Annotated in this window: 20 protein-coding genes and 1 pseudogene; 5 read left to right on the top strand and 16 right to left on the bottom strand. The window is 70.0% G+C overall.

The window, feature by feature from the left end:
• On the bottom strand, positions 1 to 1,375 hold a 1,375-nt coding region (locus DY245_RS28165), incomplete at its 3' end, for an aminotransferase-like domain-containing protein (protein WP_147318379.1).
• Here DY245_RS28165 and DY245_RS28160 point away from each other — a divergent pair.
• Positions 1,374 to 2,333: a DMT family transporter gene (locus DY245_RS28160; protein WP_128510032.1), complete on the top strand. Its 960-nt coding sequence runs from the start codon at positions 1,374 to 1,376 to the stop codon at positions 2,331 to 2,333. The genes DY245_RS28165 and DY245_RS28160 overlap by 2 nt on opposite strands.
• Before the next feature lie 246 nt (positions 2,334 to 2,579).
• Complete coding sequence (locus DY245_RS28155; protein ID WP_128510031.1) at positions 2,580 to 2,795, top strand: DUF1918 domain-containing protein; 216 nt, start codon at positions 2,580 to 2,582, stop codon at positions 2,793 to 2,795.
• 66 nt (positions 2,796 to 2,861) lie between these two features.
• Here DY245_RS28155 and DY245_RS28150 read toward each other — a convergent pair whose 3' ends face one another.
• A complete protein-coding gene (locus DY245_RS28150; protein ID WP_128510030.1) occupies positions 2,862 to 4,091 on the bottom strand; it encodes a glycoside hydrolase family 10-like protein in 1,230 nt (409 codons plus the stop codon).
• A 157-nt stretch (positions 4,092 to 4,248) separates the two neighbouring features.
• Between DY245_RS28150 and DY245_RS28145 the strand changes: the two genes are divergently transcribed.
• Positions 4,249 to 5,118, top strand: coding sequence for a 3-hydroxybutyryl-CoA dehydrogenase (locus DY245_RS28145; protein ID WP_128510029.1), 870 nt, complete (start codon positions 4,249 to 4,251; stop codon positions 5,116 to 5,118).
• A gap of 394 nt (positions 5,119 to 5,512) precedes the next feature.
• Here the strand turns inward: DY245_RS28145 and DY245_RS28140 are convergent, their stop codons facing one another.
• The 13 genes and pseudogenes from DY245_RS28140 to DY245_RS28085 all read right to left on the bottom strand — a co-directional run bounded on the left by DY245_RS28140 (position 5,513) and on the right by DY245_RS28085 (position 17,301).
• Positions 5,513 to 6,367 (bottom strand): amidohydrolase family protein, encoded by an 855-nt coding sequence (locus DY245_RS28140; RefSeq protein ID WP_128510028.1) that lies wholly within the window; start codon positions 6,365 to 6,367, stop codon positions 5,513 to 5,515.
• A gap of 5 nt (positions 6,368 to 6,372) precedes the next feature.
• Positions 6,373 to 6,684, bottom strand: coding sequence for an L-rhamnose mutarotase (locus DY245_RS28135; protein ID WP_128510027.1), 312 nt, complete (start codon positions 6,682 to 6,684; stop codon positions 6,373 to 6,375).
• A complete protein-coding gene (locus DY245_RS28130; RefSeq protein WP_128510026.1) occupies positions 6,681 to 7,337 on the bottom strand; it encodes a LutC/YkgG family protein in 657 nt (218 codons plus the stop codon). The genes DY245_RS28135 and DY245_RS28130 overlap by 4 nt, the downstream gene beginning before the upstream one ends.
• Entirely contained in the window at positions 7,337 to 8,803 is a 1,467-nt protein-coding gene (locus DY245_RS28125; RefSeq protein ID WP_128510025.1) for a LutB/LldF family L-lactate oxidation iron-sulfur protein, read from the bottom strand. Before DY245_RS28125 ends, DY245_RS28130 begins: the two co-directional genes overlap by 1 nt.
• Complete coding sequence (locus DY245_RS28120) at positions 8,800 to 9,540, bottom strand: (Fe-S)-binding protein (RefSeq protein ID WP_128510024.1); 741 nt, start codon at positions 9,538 to 9,540, stop codon at positions 8,800 to 8,802. Before DY245_RS28120 ends, DY245_RS28125 begins: the two co-directional genes overlap by 4 nt.
• A gap of 2 nt (positions 9,541 to 9,542) precedes the next feature.
• Positions 9,543 to 9,829: pseudogene (locus tag DY245_RS46835) on the bottom strand (aldo/keto reductase); the annotation flags it as partial.
• 1 nt (position 9,830) lies between these two features.
• Positions 9,831 to 10,581 (bottom strand): aldo/keto reductase (locus DY245_RS28115; RefSeq protein ID WP_244943305.1); only part of this gene is annotated, 751 nt, incomplete at its 3' end.
• A gap of 71 nt (positions 10,582 to 10,652) precedes the next feature.
• Positions 10,653 to 11,411, bottom strand: coding sequence for an SDR family NAD(P)-dependent oxidoreductase (locus tag DY245_RS28110; RefSeq protein ID WP_128510023.1), 759 nt, complete (start codon positions 11,409 to 11,411; stop codon positions 10,653 to 10,655).
• Positions 11,408 to 12,778, bottom strand: a complete 1,371-nt coding sequence (locus tag DY245_RS28105; RefSeq protein WP_128510022.1) for an enolase C-terminal domain-like protein — start codon at positions 12,776 to 12,778, stop codon at positions 11,408 to 11,410. The genes DY245_RS28110 and DY245_RS28105 overlap by 4 nt, the downstream gene beginning before the upstream one ends.
• Positions 12,779 to 12,786: 8 nt before the next feature.
• Positions 12,787 to 13,638 carry a fumarylacetoacetate hydrolase family protein gene (locus DY245_RS28100; RefSeq protein ID WP_128510021.1) on the bottom strand — a complete coding sequence of 284 codons (852 nt, stop codon included), beginning with the start codon at positions 13,636 to 13,638 and terminating at the stop codon, positions 12,787 to 12,789.
• A 36-nt stretch (positions 13,639 to 13,674) separates the two neighbouring features.
• Entirely contained in the window at positions 13,675 to 14,715 is a 1,041-nt protein-coding gene (locus DY245_RS28095) for an ABC transporter permease (protein ID WP_128510020.1), read from the bottom strand.
• Positions 14,708 to 16,237: a sugar ABC transporter ATP-binding protein gene (locus DY245_RS28090; RefSeq protein ID WP_128510019.1), complete on the bottom strand. Its 1,530-nt coding sequence runs from the start codon at positions 16,235 to 16,237 to the stop codon at positions 14,708 to 14,710. Before DY245_RS28090 ends, DY245_RS28095 begins: the two co-directional genes overlap by 8 nt.
• A complete protein-coding gene (locus DY245_RS28085) occupies positions 16,234 to 17,301 on the bottom strand; it encodes a sugar ABC transporter substrate-binding protein (RefSeq protein ID WP_128510018.1) in 1,068 nt (355 codons plus the stop codon). The genes DY245_RS28090 and DY245_RS28085 overlap by 4 nt, the downstream gene beginning before the upstream one ends.
• Before the next feature lie 192 nt (positions 17,302 to 17,493).
• Between DY245_RS28085 and DY245_RS28080 the strand changes: the two genes are divergently transcribed.
• A complete protein-coding gene (locus tag DY245_RS28080) occupies positions 17,494 to 18,192 on the top strand; it encodes a FadR/GntR family transcriptional regulator (protein WP_128510017.1) in 699 nt (232 codons plus the stop codon).
• Between the two features lie 157 nt (positions 18,193 to 18,349).
• Here DY245_RS28080 and DY245_RS28070 read toward each other — a convergent pair whose 3' ends face one another.
• Positions 18,350 to 18,604, bottom strand: a complete 255-nt coding sequence (locus tag DY245_RS28070; protein WP_220377953.1) for an SDR family oxidoreductase — start codon at positions 18,602 to 18,604, stop codon at positions 18,350 to 18,352.
• Between the two features lie 139 nt (positions 18,605 to 18,743).
• Between DY245_RS28070 and DY245_RS28065 the strand changes: the two genes are divergently transcribed.
• Positions 18,744 to 19,802: a sugar ABC transporter substrate-binding protein gene (locus tag DY245_RS28065; protein ID WP_128510016.1), complete on the top strand. Its 1,059-nt coding sequence runs from the start codon at positions 18,744 to 18,746 to the stop codon at positions 19,800 to 19,802.
• Position 19,803 lies beyond the last annotated feature (1 nt).

The following is a 19,803-nucleotide window of genomic DNA, read 5'->3' as shown; positions in this document are numbered from 1 at the left end:
GGCGGCCGGACGCGACCGCGACGCCGGCCCGCAGCGCCGCGCCGGCCAGCGCCGCCTCGTCGGTGCCGTCCGGCAGCCGCAGCCAGAGGTGGTAGCCGCCGGGCGGGACGTACCGGCCGCCGCCGCGCGCCGGATCGCCGCCGTACGCCGCGCCGTACCCCGGCCCCCGTTCCACGAACGCGGGCAGCTGACCGTGCAGGGCGGCGATCAGCGCATTGCGGCGAGTGGTCAACTCACCGGCGATCAGCCGCAGATGGCGCGTCCAGGCGGGCGATCCGACGAGTTCCAGGGCGGCTTCCTGGAGCGGTGCCGGCACGAAGAAGCTGTCGACGACCTGGATCGCGCGCAGCCGGTCGAGCACCGGGCCGCGGGCGGCCAGGGCGCCGACCCGCAGGTTGGGCGAGGTGGCCTTGGTGAGCGAGCGGACGTGGACGACCGTGCCGTCCTGGTCCTCCGCGCTCAGCGTCGGCGGGAGTGGGGGCGCGTCGTCGTGGCCCAGCAGCCGCGCGAAGTCGTCCTCGATCACGAACGCGCCGGCCGCCCGGGCCACCCGCAGCACCTCGCGCCGCCGCTCCCGGGCGAGCACCGCGCCGGTCGGGTTCTGGAACAGCGGCTGGCAGACGAAGAGCCGCGCGCCGCTGGCACGGAAGGCGTCGGCGAGGAGATCCGTACGGACACCGTCCGCATCCGTCGGTACGGGCACCGGCCGCAGCCCGGAGGCGTGGGCGGCGGCCAGCATGCCCGGGTAGGTCGGGGACTCGACGAGGACCGGGGCGCCGGGCGGGGCGACGGCGCGCAGCGCGGCGGTCAGCGCGCTCTGGCCGCCCGCGGTGATCAGTATGTCGCTGGCGGCGAGCGCGCCACCGGGGCCGCCGATCTCCCGCGCGAACCACGCCCGCAGCTCCGGCACACCCTCGACCGGCGGCCGCGCCCAGGCGCCCGGCCGGCGCCCGGCCCGCGCCAGTGCGGCGGAGAGGGCACGCTCGGGTTGCAGATCGGGGTGCAGATAGCCGCCGTTGAGTTCGATGACGCCGGGGGCCGGCCTGGCCAGGGTGGCCAGTACGCCCGAGGCGTCGACGCTGCGCGGCACCTGGTCGCCGGCCGGTTCCGCGCTCAGCGCGATCTCCTGCCAGGAGGTGTCGACCGGCCGGGACGCCTCGCTGCGCGGCTCGGCCCGGAAGGCCCCGGCGCCGGGGCGGGTGACGACCAGCCCCTCCGCCACCAGCTCGGCGAGCGCCCGGGAGACGGTCACCGGGCTGACCCGGTGCCGCTCCACGAGGACACGGCTCGATGGCAGCTTCTCTCCTGGAGAGTAGCGGTTCAGCTCCGCCCGGAGGATCGCGGCCAGTTCGGCGCCACTGCTACGCTCATGCATGAGAGACAACGATAGCGCTACTACCCAGGTCGCGATAGCGGTCAGCGCCCCGACCGCCGCCGGCCACAGCGCCCCGAAGGCCGCCACCACCCGCGGCCCCCTGGTGAGCCGTGGCGCCCTGCTCGCCGCCCTCGGTGTCGCCTCCTTCTCCCTCACCTTCCCCGGGACCGCCTGGGCGCTGGAGGGCATGGGGCCCTGGACGGTGGTGATGCTGCGCAGCGTGCTGGCCACCGTGCTGATCGGCGGTGCGCTCGCCGTCTTCCGGGTACGGGTTCCGGAGCGGCGCCACTGGGCGGGTATCGCGATCGTCGCGGGCGGCGCCTTCCTCGGCTTCCCGATCCTCACCACCCTCGCCCTGCAGACCTCCACCACCTCGCATGCGGCCGTCGTGGTCGGCCTGCTGCCGCTGACCACCGCCGCCTTCTCGGCCGTACGGACCGGCGCCCGGCCCTCCCGTACGTTCTGGGTCGCCTCGCTGATCGGCGCCGCCGTGGTCATCGGCTTCGCGGTGCAGCAGAGCGGCGGGGCACCGGGCCGCGGCGATCTGTTCCTGTTCGCGGCGCTGCTGGTGTGCGCGGCCGGATACACCGAGGGCGGCCGGCTGGCCCGCTACATGCCGGGCTGGCACGTGGTCGGCTGGGCCCTGGTGCTGGCGCTTCCGGTGACGGTGACGGGGGCGGCGATCGCGCTGTCCACCGAGCCGTTGCACCTCACGGCGCACGCGGTCGGCGGGCTGCTGTGGCTGGCGGCCGGCTCGAACTTCCTCGGGATGGTCGTCTGGTACCGCGGGATGGCCATGATCGGCATCTCCAAGGCGAGTCAGCTGCAGCTCGCCCAGCCGCTGCTGACGCTGCTGTGGTCGGTACTTCTCCTGGGTGAGCGACTTCCGCCGGCCGCTCCCGCTGCGGCGCTGGCGGTCCTGGCGTGCATCGCGGTCACCCAACGGGCGCGCGGGTGACGGACCGGACCCCAGGGGCCGGACGCCCGCGGCGACGGCCCCCACCGCCCGGCCGAATCCACCTCCCGTGACGTCTCCCGGGTGCGACCGCCGCCTCCGGACGTAAACTTGCCGCGATGGCAGGTACCGCCGTCCGGGCCGGACCAGGCCCGTAATCCGTTGAAATCGTTGGCCGTTCAACCGCTCGGCCGTCGCATCGTCGGCCGTACCGGTCAGGCGGCCGCCCCGAAGCGGGGAGGACCCCTGATGCACGCGAGCAGGGGCGACCGGCTGGTGGTGCACGGCAGGACCGTCGGGCATCACGACCGGGTCGTCGAGATCATCGAGGTACTGGGCACGAACGGCGATCCGCCTTACCGTGTCCGTGCCGAGGACGGGCATGAGGCGATCATGTCTCCCGGCCCCGACTCGGTTGTCCAGCACGGAAAGGCCACCGACATCGACCCCGGCTCCGGCCGATAGCGCGATCCCGTAGACGGATCGCCACCACGGCCGCGCGGACGGCTCCCACGTCCGCGCGGACCGTTCCTATGGCCGTGCCACGCTGCCGTAGTGGTCACGCACGACCCGCGCCATGGCGCCAGCCCGGTCCTTGGCCACCTCCTTCGCCGAGAAGTAGACGTGGCCGCCGACCTGCGGGTATTTGCGAGCGAAGGTGAGATGGCGGGAGAGTTCGGCCGGATCCTTCCAGGCGGCCGGCTCCGCATCGCCCGCCTTGTAGAGGGCCTCACCGATGTAGAGGTCCACGCCGGTTCCCTGGACGGTCCGCGCCCACCAGGGCACCAGTTCGGCGTAGTCGGCGGCCTTGGACCCGATGGGCCAGTAGACCTGCGGCACGATGTAGTCGAGCCAGCCCTCGCGGACCCAGCGGCGGGTGTCCGCGTAGAGGTCGTCGTAGGTCTCCACCCCGGCCTGGGTACGGGAACCCTGCTGGTCGGTGGTGTGATTGCGCCAGACCGCGAACGGGCTGACACCGAACCGCACCCGGCGCCCGGGCTGCTGCCCGCCCGCGTCGAGCCGCTGCGCCATCTCGTAGATCAGCCGGTCGATGTTCTCCCGCCGCCAGGCGGCCCGGCTCTGGGAGGGGCCGCCGTACTCCTGGTACGCGGCGTCATCGTCGAAGTGCTGGCCGGCGACCGGATACGGATAGAAGTAGTCGTCGAAGTGCACCCCGTCGACGGGGTAGCGCTGCACCGCGTCGAGCATCGCGTCCTGGACGAAGCGGCGGACCTCCGGCAGTCCGGGGTTGTAGTAGAGCTTGCCGCCGTACGGGAGGACCCAGCGGGGGTGCCGGCGGGCGGGGTGGTCGGGGGCCAGCCGGCCGGGGTCGGTGTGGTTGGCGACCCGGTACGGGTTGAACCAGGCGTGCAGCTCGAGATCGCGCCGGTGCGCCTCGCGTACCGCGAAGTCGAGCGGGTCCCAGCCCGGGTCGCGGCCCTGCTGTCCGGTCAGGTACTGCGCCCACGGCTCGTACGGGGAGGGCCACAGGGCGTCCGCGGTGGGCCGCACCTGGAAGAACACCGTGTTGAGCTTGCGGGCGACGGCGGTGTCGAAGTGGGCGCGCAGTTCGCGCTGTTGCTCGGCGGGCGTGCGCTTCGCGCTGGAGGGCCAGTCCAGGTTGGCGACCGTCGCCAGCCACATACCGCGCATCTCGCGCCGTGGCGCGCGGCCCGAGGGCGCCGCGGCACCCGTGGTGAGCAGCGAGGAGGCCGCGCCGAGCGCGCCCACCGCAAACCCTCTCCGTGTGATCGGTCTCATCAAAAGTCCCCAGTTGTCCGTTTCATCCTGTCCTGAGGGCTCAGAATGCCCGCCCCGCGGCCCGTAGCACAGCACCGCGCGGAGTAACGTCGGGGCGAGGCGGGCGTCGGACCCTTACGGCGTACCGCCGGTCCTGAAGATCAGCGAAAGGCACGAGGTGACGGACACTTTCACCGACATTGCACGCGTCGGAGTGGTCGGCTGCGGCCAGATGGGCGCAGGCATCGCCGAGGTCTGCGCCCGCGCTGGGCTCGACGTCATGGTCGCCGAGACCACCGGCGAGGCCCTGGAACTGGGTCGCACCCGCTTGACCAACTCCCTGGGCAAGGCCGCCGAACGCGGCAAGATCACTGCCGCGGAGCGCGACGCGACACTCGGCCGGCTCAGCTTCACCACCGACCTCGGGGAGTTCGCCGACCGCGATCTCGTCATCGAGGCCGTCGTGGAGAACGAGCAGGTCAAGACCGAGATCTTCCAGGTCCTCGACCAGGTGATCACTCGCCCGGACGCCATCTTGGCCTCCAACACCTCCTCCATCCCGCTGGTGAAGCTCGCCGTCGCGACCTCCCGTCCGGACCAGGTCATCGGCATCCACTTCTTCAACCCGGCGCCGGTGCAGAAGCTCGTCGAGCTGATCCCGGCCCTGACCACCGGCGAGGAGACCATCAAGCGCGCCGAGGCGCTGGTGCATGACGTGCTGGGCAAGCATGCGATCCGCGCCCAGGACCGCTCGGGCTTCGTCGTCAACGCCCTGCTGATCCCGTATCTGCTCTCCGCGATCCGGATGTTCGAGTCGGGCATCGCCAGCCGCGAGGACATCGACAACGGCATGGAGCTGGGCTGCGCCCACCCGATGGGCCCGCTCAAGCTGTCCGACCTGATCGGCCTGGACACCGTGGCCTCGGTCGCCGAGTCGATGTACCACGAGTACAAGGAGCCGCTGTACGCCGCTCCCCCGCTGCTGGCGCGCATGGTCGACGCGGGGCGGCTGGGGCGGAAGTCGGGGTCGGGGTTCTACTCGTACTGACACATGCGGTGATGCCGCCAACTGGCGCTGTTCAAGGGAGAATTCACCCAGAACAGCGCCTACGGCGGCGCCGTCGTCGGGTGGCTCGCGCGGTGCTTACCAAGCCCTCGTCCGCGCGTCCTCGCTCGGCCGGCACGCTCGGCGCGAGACTCGACTCGGCGAGCGTCATCAACTGGTTGAAAATCGGCCCTGACCTGGGGCTTTGCGTCTTTCAGAGCCGTCAGGGCCTTTCCCTCCTACTCGGCGGAAAGTCCTTGGAAAGTCCCTGGGACAGAGCTGGTGGCCGTACCGGCGGGAGTGACCGGCGGTTGCATCAGTGGGGCGTGTCACCCTCGGGCGCGACGAGATTCAGGCCCTCAAGCCCGCCGCGGAAGGCCAACCGCAGGGCTCTCCGTCAGCGCTCGCCCTCCAGGCCATAGACGCGCTCGGCCGTGCCCCCGAACACCTGGGCCTGCTCGCACGAGCTCAGACCTTCGGTGAGTCGGCACGCCATGTCGAACACCTCGCCGTACGAGGAAGCCAGGCGGCAAACCGGCCAGTCGGAGCCGAACATGGTCCGGTCCGGGCCAAATGCCCCAAGGACCACTTCGGCGTACGGGCGAAGGTCGGCCACCGTCCAGTGGGTCCAGTCAGCCTCGGTGACCAGACCGGAGAGCTTGCACACGGTGTTGGGCAGGGCAGCCAGCTCGCGGACGTAGCGAGCCCAGGACTCGATCGTGCCGAAGGCGATGGGCGGCTTACCCAGGTGGTCCAAGACGAAGGTGAGGCCGGGGTGGTCGGCGACCGCCTCGACCGCGGCCGGCAGCTGATGGGGGAGGACCAGCAGGTCGTATGCGAGTCCCGCCGCAGCGATCGCGTCAAGGCCGCGGTCGACATCCGGCCGCAGCAACCACGCGATGTCAGGCTCCGCCTGCACCTGGTGCCGGATGCCGACGAGCCGTTCCCCACCGGGGAGTTCGCGCAGCGCGGCGAGTGCGTCGGCCACATCCGGCACGGTCAGGTCGGTCCAGCCGACGACGCCCGCGACCAAGTCGCTGCCTTTCGCCTGCTCCAGGAGTTCGGGGGTCTCTTCCGGCACGGTGACCGTCTGGACGAGGACCGTCGCGTCGATGCCGGCGGCCGCGGCCTCGGGGCGGAGATCGTCGAGGAGAAAGTCACGCCGGATCGGGGAGAGTTCAGGTCCGGTGATCCAGTCCTGGTCGCGTACGGAGAGGTCCCACACGTGGTGGTGTGCGTCAACGACGGGCATGGTGGTCAGAGCTCCCAGACCACGGGCAGGCCGGCCGCCGCGCCGTCGGCGGAGTAGTCGTGCACCACGTCGAGCAGCTCCGCCATTCGCGCCTGCCAGGCGATGTTCACCGGGAGGCTCTCCAGTTCGGCGAGCAGCCTCGCGTAGTCGTCACACTCCAGGACATGGAACAGGTCGGTGCTGCTGCGCCAGATCGTCCAGGAGGTGGCTCCGGCGGCGCGGATGGCGTCGGTGAGCTCCTTGGGCACCTCGCGGTGGGCGGCCTCGTAGTCGTCGATGTGGTCCTCGCGAACTTTGGTGTGCAGGGCGATTCTCATGCGGTTCCTCCTGTTCCTGGGTTGTTGGAGTCGACGATGACGATGTCCAAGGTGCGCGGCCCATGTACGCCCTCGACTCGCTCCAGCTCGATGTCGCTGGTGGCGGAGGGGCCCGAGATGAAGGTCAGCGGGCGGCGCGGGGCCAGGCGCCGCAAGGCCTCGGGGACGTCGCCGACGATCTGGTCGGCTCCGACCACGCACAGGTGGTAGTCGGGCAGCAGGCTCAGTGCCCGGCGGCCCTGGCCCGGTCCGGCGTCCAGGACCAGTGTGCCGGTCACGGCGATGGCCAGGGCGCAGGTGGTGAGCACTCCTCCGGCCGCGTCGAGTTCGCGCACGCTCAGCGGGGGGCGGTCTGCAAGCCGCCGCAGGCCGAGCTCCGCGGGCAACCACTCGGCGGGGAAGCCGTCGGGTACGACGAGGCCGGCGAGCGCGCGCCGGGCGAGGGCGGCAGCGATAGCCGCCGGGGCGTGTGCGGTACGGGTCACCGTGGCGCGGTAGTCCGCGGCGCGCTCGGCGAAGAGTGCGGTGACGTCGACGCCCGCGTGGCTGTCGCGGTAGTCGCGGGGAATCGCTCCGGCGTCGTACCGCTCCGTACGCGGTACGTCGGCAAGGGCTGCTCCGATCCGGGCGAGGATCGCGTTGCGGCTGTTCATCACTCGTTCTCCCGGCGGGTACGGCGCCACCAGGCGCGGAATGTCTCGCGGGGCGGCGCGGGTGTGTCCCTGGTGTCCGACCAGCGGCGAAGCGGTCCGGGCAGACGGCGCAGCACGCCTCGCCGGGCAAGGAGGCGCCCGCCCAGCTCGCCTGCCCGCTGCGCCCAGGCCAGCCTGCGCGGGGTGGACAGGGCGACGGCGGCGGCCTTCATCGCCAGGGCCTCGGGGGTGGGCACAAGGCCGCCGCGCTTCGTGTCCACGGCCTGCGCGCGCAGGTGTACGAGCACCTCTGGGATGTCGATCTTCACGGGGCAAGCGTCGTAGCAGGCGCCGCAGAGCGTGGAGGCGAAGGGTAGGGAGGGGGCGTGCTCGATGCCGGCGAGTTGCGGGGTGAGGACGGCGCCGATCGGCCCGGGGTAGGGCGAGCCGTAGGCGTGGCCTCCCGTGCGCTCGTACACCGGGCAGACGTTGAGGCACGCCGAGCAGCGGATACAGCCAAGCGTCTGGCGGCCGACGGTGTCGCGGAGGGTAGCGGTGCGGCCGTTGTCGAGCAGGACCAGGTGGAAGTCGCGCGGCCCGTCGCCGTCCACCGGTCCCGTCCACATGCTCGTATACGGGTTCATCCGCTCGCCCGTGGAGGAGCGTGGCAGCAGCTGCAAGAAGACCTCCAGGTCCGCGAAGGAGGGCAGCACCTTCTCGATACCCATCACGGTGATCAGCGTCTCAGGGAGGGTGAGGCACATGCGGCCGTTGCCCTCCGACTCGACGACGGCGACCGTGCCCGTGTCGGCGACGGCGAAGTTGGCGCCGGAGACGGCGACCTTGGCGCGCAGGAACTTCTCCCGGAGGTGACGGCGAGCCGCCTCCGCCAGATCCCTGGGCTCGTCCGTCAGCTCCTCGGGCGCGGGCCGCCCCCATTCCGCCATACGGTCGTGGAAGATCTGGCGGATCTCGGCGCGGCTCCGGTGGATCGCGGGTACCAGGATGTGCGAGGGGCGGTCGTCGCCGAGCTGCACGATGAGTTCGGCGAGGTCGGTCTCGTACGCCATGATCCCGGCCTGCGCGAGGGCCTCATTGAGGCCGATCTCCTGGGTGGCCATGGACTTGACCTTGACGACCTCCGCCTCTCCCGTGGCCTGGACGAGTTCGGTGACGATGCGGTTCGCCTCGGCGGCGTCCGCGGCCCAGTGCACGGTGCCACCAGCCGCGGTGACCGACTGTTCGAGCTTGAGCAGGTGGTGGTCGAGGTGGCGCAGTGTGGCCCGCTTGATGGCAGCTCCGGCGGTGCGGAGTTCTTCCCAGTCATCGAGCTCGCCGGCCATGGCGAGCCGCTTGGTGCGGATGGTGCCGGTGGCCTTGCGTAGATTGGCGCGCAGTCGGGTGTCGGCGACGGCTTCCCTCGCCGCCTCGGGGAAGGAGGGGCTACCCAGCCAGACGACGCTGCTGGAGGTGTCGACCCCGCTCATGCCGGATCCCCTTGCGTCGCGGCCAGGATCTCGGCCAGGTGGAGGGTGCCCACACCCGTACGCAGTCGACCCAGGCCACCGCCGATGTGCATCAGGCAGGAGTTGTCGCCGGCGCACAGCACCTCGGCGCGGGTCTGCGCCACGTTGCGGACCTTGTCCGCAAGCATCGCACTGGAGACGTCGGGGTTCTTCAGGGCGAAGGTACCGCCGAAGCCGCAGCAGCTGTCGGCCTCGGGCAGCTCCACGAGATCGATGCCTTTGACGGCGCGGAGCAGTTGGAGGGGGCGGTCGCCCACGCGCAGCATGCGTAGGGAGTGGCAGGTGGGGTGGTACGTGACGCGGTGCGGGAAGTAGGCGCCGACATCCGTCACGCCGAGGACGTCCACCAGCAGTTCGGAGAGCTCGTACACCCTCTGAGCCACTGTCTCGACGGAGGCGGCGAGGTGCGCGTCGCCGCAGCTTCGGGCCAGCGTGCCGTGGTGCTCGCGGATCATGCCGGCGCAGGACCCCGAGGGCGTCACGACGGCGTCGTAGCGGGCGAAGACGTCCGCGAACCGGCGTACCAAGGGCAGCGCTTCGTGGCGGTAGCCGGTGTTGAAATGCATCTGGCCGCAGCAGGTCTGCGCCTGCGGGAAGTGGACGGTGTGGCCGAGACGCTCAAGGAGCTTCGTCACGGCCTTGCCTGTGTTCGGGTACATCGTGTCGTTGAAGCAGGTGATGAACAGGGCGATGCGCACGATCACGCTCCTTCCGGCACGGGCACGTCGATGCCGAGCAGGCCCTCGGCGCGCAGCTCGTCCCAGAGGGCGGCGGGCACCCGCCGATACAACTGCGCTGCGGCGTCGTGGACTTCGGCCGGAGACCGGGCGCCGACCATGACGCTCGTCACCGCCGGATGACCGAAGGGGAAGGTCAGCGCCGCGGCCCGCAGCGGCACCCCGTGCGCCTCGGAAATCGTGCGTATGCGCAGTGCGCGATCCAGCAACTCCCCCGGTGCCTTGGCGTAGTTGTACGTGGCGCCGGGCTNGATCCAGCAACTCCCCCGGTGCCTTGGCGTAGTTGTACGTGGCGCCGGGCTTCGGGTCGGCCAGCAGGCCGGAGTTGAAGACGCCGCCGATGATGACGCTCTTCCCGCGCGCCGCGGCGGCGGGCAGCAACTGGTCCAGGGCCGGCTGCTCCAGCAGGGTGTAGCGGCCGGCACACAGCACCGCGTCCACGTCTGTGTCAGTGACAAAGCGGGTCAGCATCGCTGCCTCGTTCATGCCGGCTCCTATGGCCCGCACGACGCCCTCGGCGCGCAGCCGCTCCAGAGCGGGGTAAGCCTCACGGAAGGCCTGCTCCTCATGGTCGTCGGGGTCGTGGAGCAGGGCGATGTCGATGCGGTCCAGGCCGAGCCGGGTGAGGCTGTCCTCCAGCGAGCGGCGCACGCCGTCAGCGCTGAAGTCCCACACCCGGCGGTGGGTGGCAGCCACGGCGAAACCGTGCGCCAGATCATCACCGCCGCCGGTGTGCGGCTCAAGCAGCCGCCCCACCTTCGTGGAAAGGGTGTACGAGTCCCGGGGCTTGGTGCGCAGGGCCTCGCCCAGGCGCCGCTCCGACAGTCCGAGGCCGTAGTGCGGGGCGGTGTCGTAGCAACGGATGCCGACGTCCCACGCTGCCTCAACCGTCGCCGCGGCGGTCTCCTCGCTCACCGGCGTGTAGAGCCCGGCGAGGGCGGCCGCCCCGAAGCCCAGCGCCGTGACCGGCACGCCGCTGCGGCCCAGGGTGCGCTGGGGCAGCGGCGGACGTACGGCAGCCGGAACACGGGATCCGACACCTGGGAAACCGGTCGATAGGGACGAGCCACCCATCACTGCCCCACCGGACGCAGCCGCAGCCCCTGCATGCCACCGTCCACGGCCAGGGCCGTCCCCGTGACGGAGGCGGCCGCCGGGCTCGCCAGGTAGGTGATGGCCGCGGCGACCTCGTCGGCGCTGACCAGTCGGCCCATCGGCTGGCGAGCATGCAGAGCCGCCCGCTCGCTCGCCGGGTCCTCTGCCTGCTCCAGCAGTCGGCTCACCCACGGGGTGTCCGCCGTGCCCGGGTTGACGCAGTTGACGCGGATGCCCTCACGCACATGGTCCGCGGCCATCGCCAGGGTCAGCGAGAGCACCGCGCCCTTGCTGGCCGAGTACAACGCCCGCTGCGGCAAACCCGCGGTGGCCGCGATGGAGCAGGTGTTGACGATCGAGGCGTGCGCCGACTGACGCAGATACGGCAGGGCGGCCCGGGTGGTGCGCACCAGGCCCAGAACGTTGATGCCAAGCACCCGCTGCCACTCGGCGTCGTCGTTGTCCGCGACCGTGCCGACGGCACCCACCCCGGCGTTGTTGACCAGAATGTCGATGCCGCGCAGATCGCTTGCCACCTGGCGGATCGTGGCCTGTACGGAGGCGTCGACCGCGACGTCCGCCTCGTACCCCCGCAGTGGCGCCTGAGCCGCGTCGGGCTTGAGGTCGAGCACCGCGACCTCGGCGCCGCGCGCGGCCAGCAGCCGCGCCGTGGTCAGGCCGATGCCGGATCCGCCCCCGGTGACAACGGCTTTCAGACCGTGCAGTTCGCCGTTCATGCCACCACCGCCTGCACCGCGGCACCGTCCGCCGTCCAGAACGAGCCGTCGGGGTATCGGTACGTCGCTATCGACTCCGGCAGCATCCCGGCCGAGAAGCCGGGGGCCTCGGGGGCGGCATAGTGCCCGCCCACGATGCGTACCGGATCCTCGAAGTGCTCGTGCAGATGGTCGACGTACTCGATGACCCGGTCCTCGGTGGTCCCCGAGAGCGCCACGAAGTCGAACATCGACAGGTGCTGGACCAGCTCGCACAGTCCCACCCCGCCGGCGTGCGGGCACACCGGCACCCCGTATTCGGCGGCGAGCAGCAGGATGGCCAAGTTTTCGTTCACACCGCCGACCCGGGCCGCGTCGATCTGCAGCACATCCACGGCCCCGGACTGGAGCAGCTGCTTGAAGATGATGCGGTTCTGGACGTGTTCGCCGGTGGCGACCTTCACCGGAGCCACCGCGTTCCGTATGCGGGCATGCCCGAGGATGTCGTCGGGGCTGGTCGGCTCCTCGATCCAGTACGGGTCGAACTCGGTCAGCGCACGTGTCCATTCCGTGGCCTCGGCCACGCCCCACCGCTGGTTGGCGTCGATCGCGATCCGGATGTCCGGGCCCACAGCCGCCCGAGCCGCCCGCATGCGCCGGACGTCGTCATCGAGGTCCGCGCCGACCTTCAGCTTGATCTGGGTGAAACCGTCCGCGACGGCCTGCTCGGCGAGCCGGGTCAGCTTCTCGTCCGAGTAGCCGAGCCAGCCGGGCGAGGTGGTGTAGCCGGGGTAGCCGCGCTCACGCAGTACGGCCGCGCGCCCCGCGGCGCCTTCTCGCCCGCGGCGCAGCAGCGTGAGTGCCTGGCCGGGGCTGAGAGCGTCCTCGATGTAGCGGAAGTCGATCTGCCCCACCAGCCACTCGGGGTCGGCGTCGGCGAGGAACTGCCACAACGGCTTGGCCGCACGCTTGGCAGCCAAGTCCCAGACAGCGTTGACGACTGCCCCGATAGCCATGTGCATCACGCCCTTCTCCGGGCCGAGCCAGCGCAGTTGGCTGTCTCCCACCAGATCGCGGCTCACCAGCCCTGGGTCGGCACACAGCTCGGCGACCGGGCGGCCGAGCAGGTGAGGACGGAGCGCATTGATGGCGGCGACCTGGACCTCGTTGCCCCGGCCGATGGTGAAGGTGAAGCCGTGCCCCTCCAGGCCGTCACCCGCGTCGGTGCGCAGTACCACGTAGGCGGCGGAGTAGTCGGGGTCGGGGTTCATCGCGTCGGAGCCGTCGAGCTCGCGTGAGGTGGGAAAGCGGATGTCGTACGTGTCGACGGCAGTGATCCGAGGGCCGGACAACTGCTGGGGAATTGCGCTCAATGAGGTGTCTTTCATGATGCCTTTCACGCTGATGCGAACGACTGACGCTGGATGCCGAGCCCGTCGATGGACAGCTCGACGGTGTCTCCGGCGCGCACATAGGGCTGGTCCGGGAGGCCCAGGGCGACCCCGGCCGGCGTTCCGGTGTTGATGAGGTCACCGGGGTGCAGCACCATGTACTGGCTCAAATAGCGGACGATCTCCGCGACTTGAAAGATCATGTCCTTGGTGGAGCCGTCCTGGCGCTGCACCCCGTTGACGGACAGGCAAAGGCCGAGCGCCTGCGGGTCGGCGATCTCGTCGGGCGTCACCAGCCAGGGTCCGAGCGGATTGAAGGTCTCGCAGGACTTTCCGAGATCCCATTGCGGCGAGAAGTCGAGCTGGAACTCCCGCTCCGACACGTCGTGGCTGACGGCGTATCCGGCGATGCAGTCCAGCGCGTCCTCGTGGCCGGCCAGATAGCGGGCGCGGCGGCCGATGACCACGCCGAGCTCCACTTCCCAGTCCGTGCGCCGTGAGCCGCGCGGAATGAGCACGGTGTCGTAAGGGCCGACGACGGTGGCCGGATCCTTCATGAAGACGACCGGCCGCTCGGGGATCTCGGCTCCCGTCTCCGCCGCATGGTCGCGGTAGTTGAGGCCGACGCAGACGACCTTCCCGGGCCGGGCGACGGGCGCGCCGGTGCGCAGCCCTCTCGCGTCGAGCTCGGGTAGCAGGCCGGCGTCCAGCGCGGACCGGATCCGTGCGGGTCCGTCTGCGGCGAGGAACGCACCGTCGATGTCGGCCGTGATGCCGGACAGATCGAGGATCCTTCGATCGTCGGTATGCAGGACCGGTCGCTCCTCACCCGGTTCCCCGAGGCGCATCAACTTCATCGGTCTCTCTCCTTTCCGGACGTGCGGTTGACGGGGTCAGTCCTGGGCGCGGCCGGAGGTGACCCGGGCGATCATGAGGGCGGCGAGGATGATCCCGCCGTAGATGGCCTGGATCCAGAAGGACGGCACCTGGGCGAGGGTCAGCAGGTTCTGTACGACGCCGAGCAGCAGCACACCGGTCAGGGCGCCGAGCATGCTGCCCTTGCCGCCGTCCAGGCTGATTCCGCCGATGACCGCGGCCGCGAACACCGTGAAGATCATGTTCTGGCCCTGGTTGGCGTTGATCGCCCCGACATAGCCGGTCTGCATCAGCCCACCGACGGCGGCCAGCAGGCCCGCGGTCACGAACACCCCGAGCATCACGCGCTCCACCCGGATGCCGGAGGCACGGGCCGCCGCGGCGTTGCCGCCGATCGCGTACAGCGCCCGCCCTACGCGGTGGTACTTCAGCAGGAACCCGGCCACGGCGAAGGCGGCCGCCGCCAGCCACACCGACATCGGAATCCCCAGGAACGTCGTGGTGGCCAGGGTGTAGAAGGAATCGGGCATCCCGAAGAGCGTCTTGCCCTCGGTCATCCCGACCAGCACCCCGCGCAGGACGATCAGCATGGCGAGAGTGACGATGAAGGCGTTGAGCTTGAAGCGCACCACCAGCACGCCGTTGACCGCTCCCAGCACGGCGCCCACCCCGAGGATCGCCAGGATCGCGACCCAGGCCGGAAGCTCCGTGCCCAACCCGGCCTGTACGGCCGGGAGCACCAGCATCGCGCCCAACGCCGGGGCGATACCGACCACCGACTCCAGGGACAGATCGAACTTCCCGGTGATCAGCACCAGGGACTCGGCGAGCACCACCATGGCGAGGGCGGCCGATGCGCTCAGGACGGAGATCAGATTCCGCTCGGTGAGGAAGTTGTCGTTGACCACGGCACCCAGCAACACCAGGAGCACCAGGGCCGGCACGAGAGCGAGTTCCCGGGCCCGCCGCAGCAGGGCCGGCTGCAGCTGCTTGGCGGCGGGTGCCCGCGTCGGTGGCGCGTCGGCGGCCGGGGGCGCAGGGGCCTTGAGATCAGCCACGGTCTTCTCCTTCTGCATCCTGTACGCCCTCGATGGACGCGATCAGTTCGTGGTCGTGCCAGCCCGCCGGATGGGTGGCGACGACCCTCCCGTGGAAGAGCACGAGGACCCGGTCGCAGCGCCGCAGATCGTCCAGTTCGTCCGAGACGACCAGCACCGCTGTGCCGTCCTCTCGCGCCGTGTCCACCCGGGACAGCAGAGACTCCTTCGACTTCACGTCCACGCCCGCGGTCGGGTTGATCAGCACGAGGAGGCGGGGGTCCGAGGCCAGGGCCTTGGCCATCACGACCTTCTGCGCGTTGCCCCCCGAGAGGTCCGAGACCGGCTGATCGGGTCCCTCGGTGTGAATGTCAAGGCGGGTGATCAGTTGCTCGGCGCGGCCGCGCTTGGCGGTGGTGGCCACGAGCCCGAACCGCCCCAGCCGGTCGAGGACGGTCATGGTGGCGTTGTCACCGATGGACATGCCCGGCACAAGGCCCTGGTCGTGCCGGTCCCGTGGCACGCACCCGACCCCCGCCTTCAGCGCCTTCGGCACGTCCCCGAACGGGAGCGGTACACCGTCAAGTTCGGCGCGGCCGGTGCGCGGCGTGTGCAGCCCCGCCAAGGTCTCGGCGAGCTCGATCTTGCCGCTGGCGCTGCTGCCGCCAAGGCCGACGACCTCGCCGCGCCGAATGCGGAAATCCACGTCCTCGTACGCCTCGGAGGTCAGTCCGCGCACGTCGAGCCGCACGGGGGCATCCTGATCAACCCTCCTGTGTGCCGCGCCGCCGTGTGCGGCGACCGCCTCGCCGGCCATCGCCTCGACCAGCGCGGCGCGCGGCAGCTCCGCCACCGGCGCGGTGGTGATCCAGCGGGCGTCACGCAGCACGGTGACGGTCTGGCACACCTCGTACACCTCCTGGAGGTGGTGCGAGATGAACAGAAACGTCACCCCGGACTCCTGCAGCGCGCGCATCCGGTCGAAGAGGCGCTCGATCTCCCGGTTGTCCAGCTGGGCGGTCGGCTCGTCGAGCACGATGAACCGGCTGCCGAAGGAGAGCGCGCGGGCGATCTCCACCATCTGCCGGTCCTCGACCTTGAGCTCCGCGGTCACCGCGTCCGGGGCCACCCGCACATCCCAGGTCTCCAGCAGCCGCGCCGCCTCGGAGTGCAGCCGCCGCCAGCTGACGAACCCGCCTCGCCCGGCGGGCTGCCGGTTCAGGAAGAGGTTCTCCGCGACGGTCAGGCCGGGTACGACGGTTGGCTTCTGGTAGACACAGGCGACCTTGGCGCGCCAGCCGTCCCGGTCCGACAAGGGGGGTGCCGGACGGCCGTCGAAGGCGACCGTGCCGGCGTCCGGGGCCTGCAGGCCGGTGAGGACGGAGACGAGCGTCGACTTGCCGGCGCCGTTGCGTCCGACGAGCGCGTGGGACTCGCCGGGCCGTACGGTCAGCCGGCCGTCCTGGAGGGCGACGGTGGGCCCGTAGCGCTTGACGATGCCGCTCGCCTCGACGAGCGGTGCTGCTTCCCTTGCTGTACTCATTTGACCGTGTTGCCCCACAGTTCGGGGTCATCCACGTTCTTCTTGGTCACCAGCGGCGCCGCCAGCTGGTCCTCCAGCATGCCGTTCGGCAGCTTGACGATCTCGGAGTTGTGGTCGGTCGGCCCGGGCTTGAAGGTCTTTCCGGCCATGGCCGCCTTGACGTAGTACATGCCGTACTTGGCGTAGGCATCGGCGGGCTGCGAGACGGTCGCGTCGATCTCGCCCTTGCGGATGGCCTCGAACTCCTGCGGGATGCCGTCGTTCGAAACGATCGAGATATGGCCCTTCTCTCCGGCCTTCTTCAGCATCTTCTTGGACTTGAGGGTCTGCAGGGTCGGCGCGAGATAGACGCCGCCGGCCTGCAGGTAGATGCCCTTGATGTCAGGGTTGGCGTTGAGCAGTGTGTCCAGCTTGGAAGCCGCGGCGTCGGACTCCCACTTCGCGGGGACCTCCAGGACCTTGAGGTCCGGGTACTTGCTCTTGACGCAGGCGCGGAAGGCCTCTGAGCGCTCACGTCCGTTGACCGAGGCGAGATCGCCCATGATCTGCACGACCTTGCCGGACTTGACGGTCTTGCCCAGGAATTCGCAGGCCTTCTCGCCGTACGCCGTGTTGTTGGCCCGTACGACCATCGCGACCTTGCCCTTCTCGGGCGCGACGTCGACAGCCACGACCGGGACGCCCTTCCGCTCGGCCTGGTCCAGGCCGGCGGAGATCGCGGCGCTGTCCAACGGGGCTACCACCAGTCCGTTGACGCCCTGGTTGAGCTGGTTGTTCACGTCGGTGATCTGCTGGGCGGGGTCACTGTTGGAGTTGACGCTCTTGAGGGCGTCGACTCCCTGGGACTTCGCCATCTTGGGGACGTAGTCGTTGTACGCCTGCCAGAACGGCGAAGTGAGCAGGGGGAGGATCACCCCCACCTTGCCGCCCTTGTCGCCGGCGCCCCCGCCGGAAGCACCGGTGTCCTTGGTGCTGCCACAAGCGGAGAGCGCCAGCGCCGCGCATGCCGCCAGCGCTGCCGCGCGTATCGCTCCCGCTCTCGAAATCACTGTTCTGCCGGCCATTTGACGGCTCCTCAACCTCGGAGGCACAGGGGGGTACGGCGGGGGCCTGCCCCCCAGCCGCGTCGAATATTTATCAGACCACTTGGGTCGCGGAACACCCCCTCAGGCGCCATTTCCCGAAGATTTCGAGCTATTGATCCGACCACTTCGCTGGGTAGACTGCCGCGACACCGGTCAGTGGAGAGGGGCACCATGGAGGTCGCGACCCCCGTCAAGGGGACTGTCACACAGCGGGCCATCGGGCAGATCAAGGAGATGATCGCCGAGGGGGCCCTTGAGCCGGGCCAGCGGCTGCCCACCGAGCGTGATCTCGCGGCTCGGCTGGGGATCGGCCGCAGCTCGATGCGCGAGGCGGTCCGGGCACTGACGGTTCTCGGCGTGCTGGAGGCACGGCACGGCTCGGGCGTCTACGTGACCCAGCTGGCGGCCGGTGATCTGCTGGAGACCTTCGGTCTGGTCGCGGAGATCTCTCCCAAGGCGGGACTGGTCGAGCTGCTCGAGGTGCGCCGGATCCTGGAGTCCGCCGCCACCGCACAGGCCGCCGCCCGGATCGACGCGGATCAGCTGGCCGAGGTCGCCGGGCACCTGGCCGCGATGAACGAGACCTCCGAAGCGGAGGAGTTCATCACCGCCGATATGGCATTCCACCGGGCGATCGCGCAGTCCGCGGGGAACGAGACGCTCGCCGCGATCATCGAACGGCTCTCCTCGCGGACCTTCCGGGCCCGGGTACGGCGCGGCCATCAGGACGCGGACGCCTTCGCGCAAGCCCGCGAGGATCATGCGCGGATCTACCGGGCACTTGAGGCGCGGGACCCGGAGGCGGCGCGGACGGCGGCGGCAGAGCATGTGCGCGTGGTGGAGGAGTGGCTGCGGTCGCAGCTCGGCTGATTCCTTGGGGCGTTCGGGGTCGGCATGGATCCACTGGCGATCTTCGGTGATCTCGGCGAACGTATCGATTCGCCGCTTGTCGATCTCGATCCACCGGCCGCGCCCCAGAGACCGGCACCGGCGGCGTCGGCGAGCGAATCGAAGGTGAAGGCGGCCATCAGATCGAGATCCCGCCGTCCACCGGCAGCACGACGCCGGTGATGTAGTCGGCCTCGCGCGATGCGAGGAAGGCCACCGCGGCGCACATCCCGGCGGCGTGGGTGAAGCGCCCCATGGGAATTCCTGCAGCGAGCTGCACCTTCTTGCCGTTCGGAATCGAGGCAACCGGGCGCGTCTCCGCATTTCGGGGAAATCGCGGAGTCTCCAGCTCCGCGATTGGTCGGATCACCACGGCCGATTCCGAGGAAACCATCAACTGAAGCCTGTTGACGTGGCTAAATGGTCCGATGAATAGTCATACCCGGTCGGTGAAGAGACCCGGCCCCCTCTCCTGCACATCCCAGCAAGCCACCCACGATTCAGTGCAGCGCCATCAGCGAGGAGCCGCAGCAATGGCCAAAGAGACTCCGAGAATCACGCCGCGGGCAGCCCGGACGGCGGCCGTGGCCGCCTGTGCCGCTCTCACCCTGTCGGCGTGCGGAAGCACTGAGGACACCGCCTCCGGCGACGGAGGCGGAGACGGCAAGGTCGGCGTCGTCCTTCCGCTCCTGACCTCGCCATTCTGGCAGTCGTACAACGCCTATATCCCCAAAATGGCGAAGTCCGAGGGTGTCCAGGCCATGAAGACGGTGAACTCCAACAGCGACCCGACGCAGCAGATCACCGACATCAACAACCAGCTCAACCAGGGCGTCAAGGGCCTGGTTGTGGCCCCGCTCGACAGCGCAGCCATCTCCTCGAGCCTGGACCAGGCCGAGCGTAAGGGCGTCCCGGTCGTCGCGGTCGACGTCGCGCCCGAAAAGGGCAAGGTCGCAATGGTCGTACGGGCCAACAACATGGCGTACGGCAAGAACGCCTGCGACTACCTCGGCGGGCAGGTGTGGAACGGCAAGGTCGTGCAGATCATGGGCGATCTGACGTCGGTCAACGGCCGGGAGCGCTCGGAGGCGTTCCGTACTTGTATGAAGAAGAAGTACTCGGATCTGGAGGTCCTGGAGATCCCTGCCAAGTGGGAGTCGGACACGGCCGCGTCCAAGCTGGACGCGCTGCTCAACGCCCACCCGGACATCAAGGGCATCTACCTGCAGGCCGGTGGCGTCTACCTCGCGCCGACCCTGCAGACCCTGAGGTCCAAGGGGATGCTGAAGAAGGCCGGCGAGAAGGGGCACATCACCGTTGTCTCGAACGATGGCATTCCGGCGGAGCTCGCCGCGATCCGCAAGGGCCAGATCGACGCCACGATCTCGCAGCCCGCCGACGCGTACGCCAAGTACGGCATGTTCTACATCAAGGCGGCGATGGCCGGGAAGACCTTCAAGCCGGGCCTGACCGACCACAACTCCGAGGTCGTCGAGCTGCCGAACGGAATGCTGGAGGACCAGCTTTCGGCGCCGCTGGTCACCAAGGAAAACGTCGACAACCCCGACCTGTGGGGAAACACGGTCAAGTGAA

The organism is Streptomyces inhibens (genome assembly GCF_003389455.1).
Lineage (GTDB): Bacteria > Actinomycetota > Actinomycetes > Streptomycetales > Streptomycetaceae > Streptomyces > Streptomyces inhibens.
Note: the sequence above shows the minus strand (reverse complement) of the source record. Positions and strands in the feature narration are given on the sequence as shown.